Source organism: Bradyrhizobium ingae (genome assembly GCF_055791185.1).
On record NZ_JBVUBB010000007.1, the window covers coordinates 1 to 13,242 of the forward strand.

The following is a 13,242-nucleotide window of genomic DNA, read 5'->3' on the forward strand; positions in this document are numbered from 1 at the left end:
GCAATCAGGAACCGCCATTTCTGAAGGTAGTTCCGTTCAATCGTCCGATCGAAGCTATTGTCGCGCATCGAACCCTCCCTGCTGGGCTGGATTCGATCACCGAATTAATGAACTTGCACAATTGCGAGCGAAGCGAAGCAATCCAGAATCTGTCCGCGGAAACAGTCTGGATTGCTTCGTCGCTTCGCTCCTCGCAATGTCGATGGTTAGCGTTGGTGCAGCCTTACGCCGCGTTGAAGCCGGCGACCGCTTTCACCTCGAGGAAGTCCTCGAGACCGTACTTGCCCCACTCGCGGCCGTTGCCCGATTGCTTGTAGCCGCCGAACGGCGCAGAGCGATCGTTGGGCACGCCCTGGAGGTTGACGTTGCCGGCGCGGATCTGGCGCGCGACCTTCTTGGCGTTCTCGACCGTGTCGGCCGAGACGTAGCCCGCAAGACCATAGGGCGTGTCGTTGGCGATCTGCACGGCATCGGCTTCGTCCTTGGCGCCGATGATGGTCAGCACCGGTCCGAAAATTTCCTCCTTCGCAATCGTCATGTCGCTGGTGACGTCGGCGAAGATGGTCGGGCGGACGTAGAAGCCCTTGTTGACGCCCTCGGGCAGGCCCGGGCCACCGGCAACGAGCGTCGCGCCCTCGTCGATGCCCTTCTTGATCAGCGCCTGGATCTTGTCCCACTGGCCGCGGTTGACGACCGGGCCGATGGTGGTGCCTTCGCCGCGCGGATCGCCTGCCTTGGTCTTGTCGGCGACCGCCTTTGCGATCGCGGCCACTTCCTTCATCTTCGACAGCGGCACGATCATGCGCGAGGGCGCGTTGCAGGACTGGCCGGAATTGTTGAACATGTGCATCACGCCGCCAGTCACCGCCTTCGTGAGGTCGGCACCTTCGAGGATGACGTTCGGCGACTTGCCGCCGAGCTCCTGGCTGACGCGCTTCACAGTCGGGGCTGCACGCTTGGCAACATCGATGCCGGCGCGGGTCGAGCCGGTGAAGGAGATCATGTCGATGTCGGGATGCTCGCTCATGGCGGCACCGACCTCGGGGCCGAGGCCGTTGACGAGGTTGAACACGCCCTTCGGCACGCCGGCTTCATGGAGGATTTCCGCGAAGATCAGCGCCGAGGTCGGCGTGAACTCCGACGGCTTCAGGATCATGGTGCAGCCGGCGGCAAGCGCAGGCGCCACCTTGCAGGCGATCTGGTTGAGCGGCCAGTTCCAGGGCGTGATCATGCCGACCACGCCGACCGGCTCACGCAGCACCATGGCGGTGCCGACCGGCTCCTCGAAATGGTAGTTCTTGAGCACGTCGAGCGTGGTCATGAGGTGGCCGAGGCCGGCGCCGGCCTGGAGCTTCTCCGCCATCGGCAGCGGTGCGCCCATCTCGTCGGACACGGCGGCCCCGATCTCCTTGAGACGGCCCTTGTAGATCTCGATGACCTTGGAGAGCAGCGCAACACGCTCCTCACGGCTGGTCTGGGAATAGGTGACAAAGGCGCGCTTGGCAGCAGCGACGGCCTTGTCCACGTCGGCCTTGGAGCCGAGCGCAACTTCGTACATCGCCTCTTCCGTCGCCGGATTGACGACCGGCGTGGACTTCTTGACGGTGGGATCGACCCAGGCGCCGTCGATGTAGAATTGCATGCGATTGACCATTGTGAACCTCTTCTTGGGGAGCATTGGAGGGGGCGTTTCGGCAGGCATCCTTGCACGAAAGCCGGGGGAGTTGAACCCGCCCCCATGCCTGACCTGCGATGCGACGGACGCGCGGGAATATGATCGCGCGCCGGGGAACTGGCAAGACATCCGCTGCGTCATTCCGGGGCTCGCACAGCGAGAACCCGGAATCTCGAGATTCCGGGTTCGATGCTTCGCATCGACCCGGAATGACGGGCGGATGCCTCTAACGGCCCGGTTACTTCCGTCACACCGCCATCTTGCGATGGACGATCGGCGCCCCCGTGGTGAGGCTTTCCGCCGCATCGATGATGGCGTTCGCGTCGATGCCGTAGTGACGATAGAGGTCGGCAATGGTGCCGGTCTGGCCGAACTGCTCGACACCGAGCGCCTCGACGCGATGGCCGCGGACGCTGCCGAGCCAACCGAGCGTCGCCGGGTGGCCATCGATCACGGTCACGAGACCGCAATCGCGCGGCAGCGGTGCCAAGAGCTTTTCAATGTGGCTCAAATGCTGCACGCCGCGGCGGTCGCGGCGCAATTTCCGCGCGGCGGTCCAGCCTGCGTGAAGGCGGTCGGCCGAGGTGATCGCAAGCAAGCCGACGTCGCGCCGACTCTCGCCGATAAAGCCGGTCGCCTCGATGGCCTCCGGTGCCACCGCGCCGGTATAGGCGATCACGACTTCGGCATTGGGGCCGGGCTTGCGCAGCCAATAGGCGCCATCGGTGATGCCCTGCACGAGCTCGCCCGTCATGATCCGCTGCGCCTGCTCGATGGTGCGCGTCGAGAGGCGCAAATAGACCGAGCCGCCCTCGCCCGCCTCGCGCTGCATGTGGTCGAAACCCCAGCCCATGATCACGGCGAGCTCGTCGACGAAAGCCGGCTCGAACGATGCGAGCCCGTCCTGTGCCATGCCGATCAGCGGCGTGGCGATCGACTGGTGTGCGCCGCCTTCGGGGGCGAGCGTGATGCCGGAGGGCGTTGCCGCCACCACGAAGCGAGCATCCTGGTAGCAGGCATAGTTGAGCGCATCGAGGCCGCGCTCGATGAAGGGATCATAGAGCGTGCCGACCGGCAGCAACCGTTCGCCATTGATGTGGTGCGAGAGCCCCAGGGCCGACATCATGATGAACAGGTTCATCTCGGCGATGCCGAGCTCGAGATGCTGCCCCTTGGGCGAAGCGTCCCAGTTGAAGGTCGACGGAATTTTCTCGCTGCGGAATAAATCCGCCTTCTCGGCGCGTGCGAACAGGCCACGCCGGTTCACCCAGGGACCGAGATTGGTCGAGACGGTGACATCAGGCGACGTCGTGACGATGCGCTTTGCAAGTTCGCTGTCGCTGCGCGCGATCTCGTTCAGCACCAGGCCAAAGCCCTGCTGGGTCGACATCTGCGCCGACGGCTTGAAGGTGAGCTGCGAGGGCACCTCGACGACGGGCGCGGTCAGCCGGCGGCCGTCGTGATTGAAAGGCACGCGCGCGAGGAAAACTTCGAGCCCGGCGGCATCCTGTGCCATGCCTTCGAACTTGTCCCACTCGTGTCCGGGGCGGATGTTCTGGCTCTCGCGAAACTTCTCCATCTGCGCGACCGTCATCAGGCCGGCATGGTTATCCTTGTGACCCTGGAACGGCAGGCCGACGCCCTTGATGGTGTAGGCTATGAAGCAGACCGGACGATCGTGATCGATCTTTTCGAATGCCTCCAGCATGCTCGCCATGTCGTGGCCGCCAAGGTTCGACATCAGCGCCAAGAGCTCCTCGTCGCTGCGACGGTCGATCAGCTTCGTGATCGGCCCCTGGTCGCCGATTTCGTCATGCAGATGCTTGCGGAAGGCGGCGCCGCCCTGAAAGCACAACGCCGCGTAAAGCGCGTTCGGGCAGTTGTCGATCCACGCTCTAAGCGCTTCGCCACCGGGTTCGGCAAAAGCCTCGCGCATCAGCCGGCCGTATTTCACGATGACCACGTCCCAGCCGAAATTGCGGAACATGGTTTCGAACTTTTCCCAGAGCCCCTCGCGCACGACGGCGTCGAGCGACTGCCTGTTGTAATCGACGACCCACCAGGTGTTGCGCAGGCCGTGCTTCCATCCCTCGGCCAATGCCTCGAAGATGTTGCCCTCGTCCATCTCGGCGTCGCCGACGAGCGCGATCATCCGCCCTTCGCGGCGATCCTTCATCCAGCCATGCGACTTGACGTAGTCCTGCACCAGCGAGGAGAACAGCGTCTGCGCGACGCCGAGGCCGACCGAGCCGGTCGAGAAATCGACGTCGTCGATGTCCTTGGTGCGCGAGGGATAGGACTGCGCGCCTTTGAAGCCGCGAAAGTTCTCCAGCTTCTCGCGGGTCTGCCGGCCGAACAGATACTGGATGGCGTGGAACACCGGGCTCGCATGCGGCTTCACCGCGACACGATCCTCGGGTTGCAGCACGTGGAAATACAGCGCCGACATGATGGTCGCGAGCGAGGCCGAGGAGGCCTGATGGCCGCCGACCTTCAGGCCATCCGCATTGGCGCGGATGTGGTTGGCATGATGAATGGTCCAGGACGACAGCCACAGCACCTTGCGGGCGAGCGCGGACAATGTGTCGAGGCGGGCGGAATCGACGGGCATGGCAATGCTCCGAAAAAATGATCGCCCATGATACGCCTGCGGGGGCCGGCAAAATTCTCAAATTTTCGCACCGTATCAGCCAAGATTGGGATACTTTACCAAAATATAGCCCCTTCACACAGGTTTCATTCCAATGCCCGAGCTCGACGCCATCGACCGAAAGATCCTTGCCCTGCTCCAAGCCGACAGCCGGTTGACCATGCAGGAGCTCGCCGACAAGGTCGGCCTGTCGGTCTCGCCCTGCCATCGCCGGGTCAAGCTCCTGGAGGAGCGCGGCGTCATCAGCCGCTACATTGCGACCGTCGACCAGAAGGCGCTGGGGCTGCATGTCAGCGTCTTCATCTCGATCAAGCTGGCACGGCAGAAGGAGGAAGACCTCAACCGCTTTGCGCGAGCGATCTCGAAATGGGACGAGGTGCTGGAGTGCTATCTGATGACCGGCAACCGCGACTACCTCTTGCGCGTCGTCGCCGCCGACCTCGCCTCCTATGAGACCTTCCTCAAGACCAAGCTCACCCGACTAGAAGGCATCGCCTCGATCGAATCGAGCTTTGCGCTGAGCCAGGTCAAATACTCGATCGCGCTGCCGGTATAGTATCGTCATTGCAATGACGTCGTGTCAGCGCCACGGCTCCACGATGATCTTGGTGTGCGCCTCGGGATTGGCGAGATCGGCAAACGCTTTCGCCACGCTGTCGATGCCCACGGTCGCCGTCACCATTGCCGCCGCATCCACCTCCCCCTCCGCGATCAGGCGCAGCGAAGAGGCGAACTCCTCCGGTGTATAGCCGAGGACGTATTGGACGCTGAGCTCCTTCATGATGCCGAGCATTGGCTCGCTCTTGTCGCTCTCCATGCAGACGCCGACCACGACGATGCGGGCGTCGCGCGGGGCACCTTCGAACACCTGCTGGAGCAGGCCGGTCACGCCGACGCATTCGAAGATCAGCGCGGGCTTCAGCGCCGGCAGCATGGCCTGGAGCGGCGGCCGCGCGGCTTTCTCCTGCTCCGACATCTGCGCGTGCTCGGCCCAGGTTGCATAGGGTTGCGACGTCCGGGGATCGACGACGATGTCAGCGCCGAGTCTTGCCGCAAGCGCGCGCCGCGCCGGCGAATAGTCCGCGGCGATGATCGGGTGCAGGCCCTTGATCCTCAGCGCAGCGATCACCGCAAGCCCGACCGGCCCGCAACCGATGACGAGCGGCACTTCACCACCCTGCACGTTTGCTTTGGCGACGGCATGAACGCCGACCGCGAGCGGCTCGGTGAGCGCGGCGTGCTCCGCGGCGAGGCCGTTCGGCACTTCGAGCAGCAGCGGTTCGCTGAGCAGCATCGCCTCGGCATAGCCGCCGATGTTGTCGTTGGAGTAGCCAATGCCCTGGATGCCCGCCGGCGTCAGCAGCGCCGGCAGCGAGCAGACGCGCGCGCCGGGCTTCAGCCTGCGTTCGGTACCCGAACCGTAATCGACGATCTCGCAACAGAACTCATGGCCGAAAACGACATCGCGCGACAGGTCCATCGGCGTGCGCCCGACCTTCCTGGTCATCTCGACCATGCGATGGGCGTGCTGCCGCGCATGCAGGTCCGAACCGCAGATGCCGCAGGCAAGCGTCTTGACCAGCACCTGGCCGGGACCCGGCTTCGGTTCCGGCATCCTGTCGACGACGATCTCTCCGTTCCTGAAAACCGCGACCCGCATCCGGCTCCTCCCATTTTCGTTGGAGCCGTTGATAGCACAGGGCCAGCACTGAGATATTGCGTCAGGCGTTCGGCGAACGCTCTTCGCGTACCAAAAGATGGGCGCGGCGGACGCGCTCGCGATGGGCGATATAGAGGCCGCTCGCGACGATGAACGCGGCGCCCGTGATGGTCCAGACGTCGGGCAACTCACCGAAGATGAAGAAGCCCAGAATGCTGACCCACAGCAATTGGGTGTAGGAGAACGGCGCCAGCACCGAAGCATCGCCATAGCGATAGGCGAGCACGATGATCCACTGGCCGACCGTCGAGGCGATGCCGATGAAGATGCCGAGCCCGATGGCAGTCCAGCTCGGCGTGACCCAGACGAACGGCACCATCGCGGTAAGGAGGGCAACGCCCGTGAGCGCGGAATAGGCCATCGTGGTGAGCACAGCTTCCCGCCCGCTGATCATGCGCGTCAGGATCAGCGCAGCGGCCCAGCAAAACGCCGAGACGATCGGAAAGAAAGCGGCGACGTGAAATGCACTCGAACCCGGCCGAAGGATGATCGCAACGCCGACGAGGCCGAGCGCAGTTGCGAGCCAGCGACGCAAGCCGACCTTCTCACCCAGGAAGATGATCGAGAGCGCGGTGACGAATAGCGGAGAAACGAAGCCGGTCGCAGAGGCCTCCGCGATCGGAAGGAAACGCAGGCCGGTGATGAAGAACAACGAGGAGCCGAGCAGCGCCGCGCCGCGCATCAGCTGAAGGCCGAGCCGCTCGGTGCGCATCGCATAGAGCGGCGAGGCCGGCAACATCACCGGCGTGAACATCAGTGCGAAGGTCAGGAAGCGGATCCAGGTGATCTCGATCGACGGCAGGCCTGTCGAAAGATATTTCGCGGTAACATCGGAGCAGCCGAGGAACACGGTCGACAACAGGACCAGCGCAATGCCTTTGAAGGGATGGTCGACGCGGGCAGGTGCGCGGCGCGCGACCTGCTTCTTCTCTGGCATAGGCACGGAAATACTGTCGAGCCTTGCGGCTACGGCGGGCGGCGGTGTCACGGCTGGAACTCGGGAAAATGCGAATCGTACAAGTGTATAAAAACGCCAACTGCGCGCGCTTCACAACGTCCGAAAACAGGATGCCGATATGCGCTGATGGGCACGCGTGTAAACGCTCCATTAAGGAGGAGCGCTTTTTTGCACTACAGCATCGGCAGGCTGCGCGGCTTGCTCCCGCGCGGAAACGCCGCATCCAGCGCGGCGATGTCGTCCGTGGTCAACACGAGATCGCCGCTCGCCGCATTTTCGCCGGCATGCTCGGCGGACGACGCCTTCGGGATCGCGAACACCGTAGTTGCACGGGTGAGGAAGCTCAGCGCCACCTGACGCGGCGTCGCGCGGTGCGCTTCTGCGATGCGCGCGAGCACCGCGCCACCCTTGCTCGTCGCTGTGGGAAAATCGTCATGGCCGAACGGCGAATAGGCCACTACCGCGACACCGTGCTGCTCGCACCACGGGATCACTGCATGCTCGATCGCGCGCTCCTTCAGATGATAGAGCACCTGATTGCAGGCGATCCTGCCTTCGCCTGCGACGTCGAGGATGTCGTCGAGATCGTCGGCGTCGAAGTTGGACACGCCCCAGGATTTGATCTTGCCGGCCTTCACCAGTTCCTCGAACGCGGCAACGGTGTCATCCAACGCATAGGAGCCACGCCAGTGCAGCAAATAGCAATCGAGCCGGTCCGTCTTCAGTCGGTTGAGCGAGCGCTCACAGGCAGTGATGGTGCCGCGGCGCGACGCGTTGCTCGGCAGCACCTTTGAGACCAGGAACACCTCGTCGCGGCGACCGGCAATCGCATCGGCAATGACAAGCTCCGCATCGCCATACATTTCGGCGGTGTCGATATGCGTCATGCCAAGATCAAGCCCGCGCTGAAGCGCCGCAATCGCGCGCTTGCGGTCGCCGTGGTCGAGATACCAGGTGCCCTGTCCGATAACGGAAACATTGGTGCCGGTGCGGCCGAAGGGTTGTGTGTTCATGTTTTTCTCCACAGGCGAGAACGGGGTCGCCCTCTTCCCGCTGGCAGGGCAAGGCGAACAGCGCGTGGCTCGCGCGTCATCTCACAACGACTATCGTATGCCAGAGTTCACCGATATCGGCCTTTCCAGTTCATGATGGTTGTGTGTTGTCAGCATGTCCCGGCGGGCGATCACGCCAGCATAAGCGACAATCTCGGAACCGTCGATCGGTGCACACATCATCGCTGCCGAAGCATCGAGCCGGCGCCACACTCTCCGCCGCCCCCGGGGCAAACTTGTCGTACCGGCTCAGCACCGTCATTGCGAGGAGCATTTGCGACGAAGCAATCCAGGCTTTCCCGCAAAGATACCGGATTGCTTCGCTGCGCTCGCAATGACGCCGGGCTTACATCAGAGCAAGTTTCTTCAATGGCCCTCGCCGGTCACGCAGCACGCGCAGCGCATTCAGAATCACGGCAACGTCGATCACTTCCTGGAGGATCGCGCCCTCGACCGGGGTCAGGTAGCCGAAGGCGGCGGCGATCATGCCGAGCGTCGACAGGCCGATGCCGGCAATGACGCTCTGAAGCGCGATGAAACGTGCGCGGCGCGCGATCTCGATCGCGGGCACGATGCGGTCGAGCGTGTCGACCAGCAGCACGGCGTCGGCTGCTTCCGCCGACGCGGCGGCACCCGTCGCCCCCATGGCGACGCCGACATCGGCAGCCGCAAGCGCCGGGGCGTCGTTGACGCCGTCGCCCACCATCATGACTCGACCGGCCTTGCGCTCGGAGAGCACCACCATGACCTTCTGGTCCGGCGTCAGCTCGGCACGAACCGCATCGAGGCCGAGACCGGCCGTGATGGCCTCGGCCACGTCGCGGCGGTCGCCGGTCGCGAGCACGATGCGCTCGACACCAAGGCGCCTCACCTTGGCAAGCAACCCTTCGATGCCGGAGCGCAGCTCATCGGCCAGCACGATCCGGCCGGCAAGCCGGCCGTCAAGCGCGAGCCACACGGCGGCCGCGCCCGGCGCGGTCAGCGTGGGCTCGGCTGTGCCCCGGCTCGGATCCGGCAATTGCGATCGCACATAGCGGCGACCGCCGACGGCGACGAAGCGCCCTTGCACGCGTCCCTTGACGCCTTCGCCGGGCGTCTCCGCGACATCGGCCGGAATCGACAGGGCAAGCTTGCGGCGCCGCGCCTCGGCAACCAGCGCCTGCGCGATGACATGCTTGGAGGCCTGATCGAGCGATGCGGCGATCCGCAGCACGTCGTCCTCAACAAATCCTTCCGCGGCGTGGACCGCAACCACTTTCGCCTTGCCATCAGTGAGCGTGCCGGTCTTGTCGACGACGAGGACGCGGATGCGCGCCATGGTCTCGAGCGCCTTGCCGCCCTTGATCAGGATGCCGTGATGGGCCGCGCGCGACAGGCCGGCCACGATGGCGACCGGCACAGCGAGGATCAGCGGGCATGGCGTCGCCACCACCAGCACGGCCACCATGCGGATCGGATCCCGCGTCCAGGCCCAGGCCGTGCCCGCGATCGCGAGCGTCGCGATCAGGAAAACGATCGCATAGCGATCGGCGAGCCGCGCCATCGGCGCCCTGGCGCGCTGCGCGGCCTCGACCAGGCGGACGATACCTGCATAGGTGCTTTGCGCCGCCGGACGCGTGGCGATGATGTCGAAGGCTTCGCCCGCATTGGTGGCTCCGCTCATCACGGCTTCGCCAAACTTGCACTGCACCGGCAGCGATTCCCCCGTCAACGCAGACTGATCGAGCACGGCGAGCGGGCTTGCGAGCGTGCCGTCGGCCGGTACTATCTCGCCCTGGCGGATCAACAAACGGTCGCCGATCGCGACGAGCCCGACGTCGATCTCCTCGAGCCGATTGTCACGATGGCGCATCGCCTTGCGTGGGGCACGGGCGAGCAGCGCCGTCATCTCGCGCCGCGCGTGGCCTTCGGCAAAATCCTCGAGGTATTGCCCGCCGGCATACATCAGCGCGACCACGGCGGCCGCAAGTTCCTCGCCGACCGCCAGCGCCGCAGTCATCGAGAGCGCCGCCACGATGTCGAGCCCGACATCGCCACGCCTCAGGCTGCGCACGATCTCGACCAGGAGTGCGAGCAATACCGGCAGCGTCGCGATCGCCCAGACCAGATCCGCCCGCGCCGAAAAGCCCAATGCGCGCAGCAAGAAGCCGAACACGAGCCCCGCGGCGGGAAAGCCGATCAGGAACGGCCGAATGGGAACGTCGGACAAGGACACGGAAAACGCCGGGCGAATTGCGCGGACGGCGAGGATGACAGTGAGTGCGCGATGCAGCGATGATTTAGATCAAGCCGGTGAAGCTGCGGTCCGCTCGTTAGCAAGCAAACCAAGTGACCTGCCATGATAAGTCGTCCTGGCGAAAGCCAGGACCCGTTACCACAGGGAGATGTTGTCGCAGACGGTGATGGCCACAGCGCGTTCTGACAACGCTGACCGGGATTATGGGTCCTGGCTTTCGCCAGGACGACCGTAGTCTAGCTCGCAGCCCCCGCGAACTTTGTTTCCTTTGCCGCCCCACCCGTCTCCGCAATCAGCCGCTTCAGCTCGGGGATGCAGGAGCCGCAATTGGTGCCGGCCTTGAGTTTTGCTCCGATCTCGGCCGCGCTGCGCGCGCCGGCGGCGATGGTGTCGCAGATAGTTGCGCGTCCGACGCCGAAGCAGGCGCAGACCACGGGACCGGTCGAGGCGACGCCTTCGGTCGACTTGCCCGAGAGCAACAGGCGGCGCTGCTCATCGCTGACGACGTCTGCCGCGAACAGGCTCTTCACCACCTCCCAATCGCCGGCATCATGAGCAGGGCCGATGAACAGGCAGGCCGCGATGCGATCGCCGTCAAAGGACGCGGCGCGATAGATGCCACCACCGAAATCGCGGTACTCGGCGATGTCATCGCCCCCGATATCGTGCAGCCAGGTTGGCCAACGCGAAAGATCCGCGTTGTCGGCGAAGAGATAGCCGTAGCCGCCGCTGATCGCAACACGTGCCCACCACAGATGCGGCGGCAGCGCGAGCGCTTTCCGCGACAGCACAAAGCCGCGGAAAACGTATTCGTACGGCGCTATCGCGGCCGGGGTTGCCTTGGTTTCCGGCTGCCCCGAGAATGGATCGTTGAACGACTGCACCAGCGCGCCGATGCGGCCATGCGAGGTGTTCATCGCGCTCCAGTGGATCGGCGCGAACAGCGTGCCGCGCTGCTGCCGCTCGCTGACCACGACTTTCAAGATGCACTGGCCGTAATCGGTGGTGACGCGGGCAAAGCTGTCGTCGGTGACGCCGTATTTGCCGGCGTCATCCGGATGGATCTCGATGAACGGCTCTGGCAAATGCCCCCCGAGCCGCTGGCTGAGGCCGGTACGGGTCATGGTGTGCCACTGGTCGCGGATGCGACCCGTATTCAGCCGCAGCGGTCGCGCCGCGCTGGTCTCGCCGCGCAGCGCCGGCACCTCCGGCGCAACGAAGCGGCCCTTGCCGTCGTTGGTGAAGAAGCCGCCTCCCGCAAAGAAGCGCGCGCCGGGTTCCTGTTGCCCTTCGCGCGCGGGCCATTGCAGCGGAACGAGCGCGTCGTAGGCCTCATCGGACACCGATTGCAGCGCGCCGATATCGAAGTCACGGCTGCCATGGTTCTCGAACGCAGAGAGCGCGGCATGCTCGCGGAAGATCTCGGCGGCCGATTTGTAGTTGAAGCCCTCGCCGAAGCCGAGGCGCTTTGCGACCTCGCTCAAAATCCACCAATCCGGTCTCGCCTCGCCGGGCGCCGGCAGGAACGAACGCTGCCGCGAAATGCGGCGCTCGGAATTGGTCACCGTGCCCGACTTCTCGCCCCATGCGAGTGCGGGCAGCAGCACATGCGGCCCCGCTTCGACCGTGTCGTTGGAGAGCACGTTCTCCGAGACCACGAACAGTTCGAGCTTCTTCAGCGCCTCGCGCACGAGATCGGCATCCGGCAGCGATACCGCAGGATTGGTGCCCATCACCCACAGCGCCTTGACTTCGCCGCGGTTGATCGCCTCGAATAGCTGCACCGCCTTGAGTCCCTCATGCGTGGCGATGCGCGGCGCCTTCCAGAACCGGCGCACACGATCGATCTCGGGCGGCGTGAACATCATGTGTGCGGCGAGCTGGTTGGCGAGCCCGCCGACCTCGCGCCCGCCCATCGCATTGGGCTGTCCCGTCAGCGAGAACGGCGAGCCCCCCGGCTTGCCGATGCGGCCCGTGGCGAGATGGCAATTGAGGATCGCGTTGACCTTGTCGGTGCCCTGCGCCGACTGGTTGACACCTTGCGAATACAATGTGACGACGCGCTCAGTCTCGCGGAACATCGCAAAGAACGCCGCGACGTCGTGCTCCGACAGGCCGGTCGCGAGCGCCGTCGCAGCAACGCTGCCGGCGATGCTGCGCGCACGCGCGAGCGCATCGTCGAAACCCGACGTGTTGTTCGCGATGTAGTCCTTGTCGAGCGCGCCGCTGTCGGCGAGATGGACGAACAGGCCGGAGAACAGCGCGGTGTCGGTGCCCGGCTTGACGCCCAAAAACAGGTCGATATCGCTAGCGGTATCGGTCCGGCGCGGATCGATCGCGATGATGCGCGCGCCGCGCTCCTCCTTGTTCCTGCGCATACGCTGGAACAGAATCGGATGGCACCAGGCCGCATTGGAGCCGACCAGCACGAGCAGGTCGGCCTGGTCGAGATCCTCGTAGCAGCCGGGCACGGTATCGGCCCCGAAGGCGCGGCGATGGCCGGCGACCGACGAGGACATGCAGAGCCGCGAGTTGGTGTCGACATTCGCCGTACCGACGAAACCCTTCATCAGCTTGTTGGCGACGTAATAGTCCTCCGTCAGCAACTGGCCGGAGAGATAGAAGGCGACGGCATCAGCGCCGTCGCGCGCCACGATATGCTGCATGCGATGGGCGACATGGTCGAGCGCATCGCTCCAGGCGACACGTTCCAGGACACCCTTGCAGCGGATCATCGGATAGAGCAGACGTCCTTCGAGGCCGACAGTCTCGCCGAGCGCCGAGCCCTTGGAGCAGAGTCGGCCGAAATTGGCAGGATGCTCGGGGTCGCCGGCGATCGCCGCGCCACCGTTGCCGTCGGGCGTAGCCAGCACGCCGCAGCCGACGCCGCAATAGGGGCAGGTCGTTCTGGTCGTGCGGAGCGTCGGATCGATCGCAGTCATTCAGGCGGC

General features: G+C 64.7%; 8 protein-coding genes. 1 reads left to right on the forward strand and 7 read right to left on the reverse strand.

What is annotated here, in order from left to right; all coding sequences use genetic code 11:
• Positions 1-223 precede the first annotated feature (223 nt).
• Together ACV1FX_RS12760 and ACV1FX_RS12765 are read right to left on the reverse strand one after the other, a co-directional pair.
• Positions 224-1,654 (reverse strand): aldehyde dehydrogenase family protein, encoded by a 1,431-nt coding sequence (locus tag ACV1FX_RS12760; protein ID WP_473117911.1) that lies wholly within the window; start codon positions 1,652-1,654, stop codon positions 224-226.
• Positions 1,655-1,922: 268 nt separating this feature from the next.
• Complete coding sequence (locus ACV1FX_RS12765) at positions 1,923-4,286, reverse strand: transketolase (protein WP_473117912.1); 2,364 nt, start codon at positions 4,284-4,286, stop codon at positions 1,923-1,925.
• 133 nt (positions 4,287-4,419) lie between these two features.
• Between ACV1FX_RS12765 and ACV1FX_RS12770 the strand changes: the two genes are divergently transcribed.
• Positions 4,420-4,881, forward strand: coding sequence for an Lrp/AsnC family transcriptional regulator (locus ACV1FX_RS12770; protein WP_473117913.1), 462 nt, complete (start codon positions 4,420-4,422; stop codon positions 4,879-4,881).
• Between the two features lie 24 nt (positions 4,882-4,905).
• Here ACV1FX_RS12770 and ACV1FX_RS12775 read toward each other — a convergent pair whose 3' ends face one another.
• From ACV1FX_RS12775 to ACV1FX_RS12795, 5 genes are all read right to left on the reverse strand, one after another.
• A complete protein-coding gene (locus tag ACV1FX_RS12775) occupies positions 4,906-5,985 on the reverse strand; it encodes a zinc-binding dehydrogenase (RefSeq protein WP_473117914.1) in 1,080 nt (359 codons plus the stop codon).
• Between the two features lie 61 nt (positions 5,986-6,046).
• Entirely contained in the window at positions 6,047-6,982 is a 936-nt protein-coding gene (locus tag ACV1FX_RS12780; RefSeq protein ID WP_473118186.1) for a DMT family transporter, read from the reverse strand.
• A gap of 194 nt (positions 6,983-7,176) precedes the next feature.
• Complete coding sequence (locus ACV1FX_RS12785; RefSeq protein ID WP_473117915.1) at positions 7,177-8,016, reverse strand: aldo/keto reductase; 840 nt, start codon at positions 8,014-8,016, stop codon at positions 7,177-7,179.
• A 385-nt stretch (positions 8,017-8,401) separates the two neighbouring features.
• On the reverse strand, positions 8,402-10,270 hold the full coding sequence (locus tag ACV1FX_RS12790) for a heavy metal translocating P-type ATPase (protein ID WP_473117916.1): 1,869 nt from the start codon (positions 10,268-10,270) through the stop codon (positions 8,402-8,404).
• A 257-nt stretch (positions 10,271-10,527) separates the two neighbouring features.
• The gene (locus ACV1FX_RS12795; RefSeq protein ID WP_473117917.1) at positions 10,528-13,233 is read right to left on the reverse strand and encodes a molybdopterin-dependent oxidoreductase; all 2,706 of its coding nucleotides are present in this window, start codon (positions 13,231-13,233) and stop codon (positions 10,528-10,530) included.
• Positions 13,234-13,242 lie beyond the last annotated feature (9 nt).

Excerpts from the sequence above, each read along its gene's own strand:
- ACV1FX_RS12780 (WP_473118186.1), bottom strand. The coding sequence starts at position 6,982 with ATGCCAGAGAAGAAGCAGGTCGCGCGCCGCGCACCTGCCCGCGTCGAC.
- ACV1FX_RS12770 (WP_473117913.1), top strand. The coding sequence starts at position 4,420 with ATGCCCGAGCTCGACGCCATCGACCGAAAGATCCTTGCCCTGCTCCAA.
- ACV1FX_RS12795 (WP_473117917.1), bottom strand. The coding sequence starts at position 13,233 with ATGACTGCGATCGATCCGACGCTCCGCACGACCAGAACGACCTGCCCC.
- ACV1FX_RS12760 (WP_473117911.1), bottom strand. The coding sequence starts at position 1,654 with ATGGTCAATCGCATGCAATTCTACATCGACGGCGCCTGGGTCGATCCC.
- ACV1FX_RS12775 (WP_473117914.1), bottom strand. The coding sequence starts at position 5,985 with ATGCGGGTCGCGGTTTTCAGGAACGGAGAGATCGTCGTCGACAGGATG.
- ACV1FX_RS12765 (WP_473117912.1), bottom strand. The coding sequence starts at position 4,286 with ATGCCCGTCGATTCCGCCCGCCTCGACACATTGTCCGCGCTCGCCCGC.
- ACV1FX_RS12785 (WP_473117915.1), bottom strand. The coding sequence starts at position 8,016 with ATGAACACACAACCCTTCGGCCGCACCGGCACCAATGTTTCCGTTATC.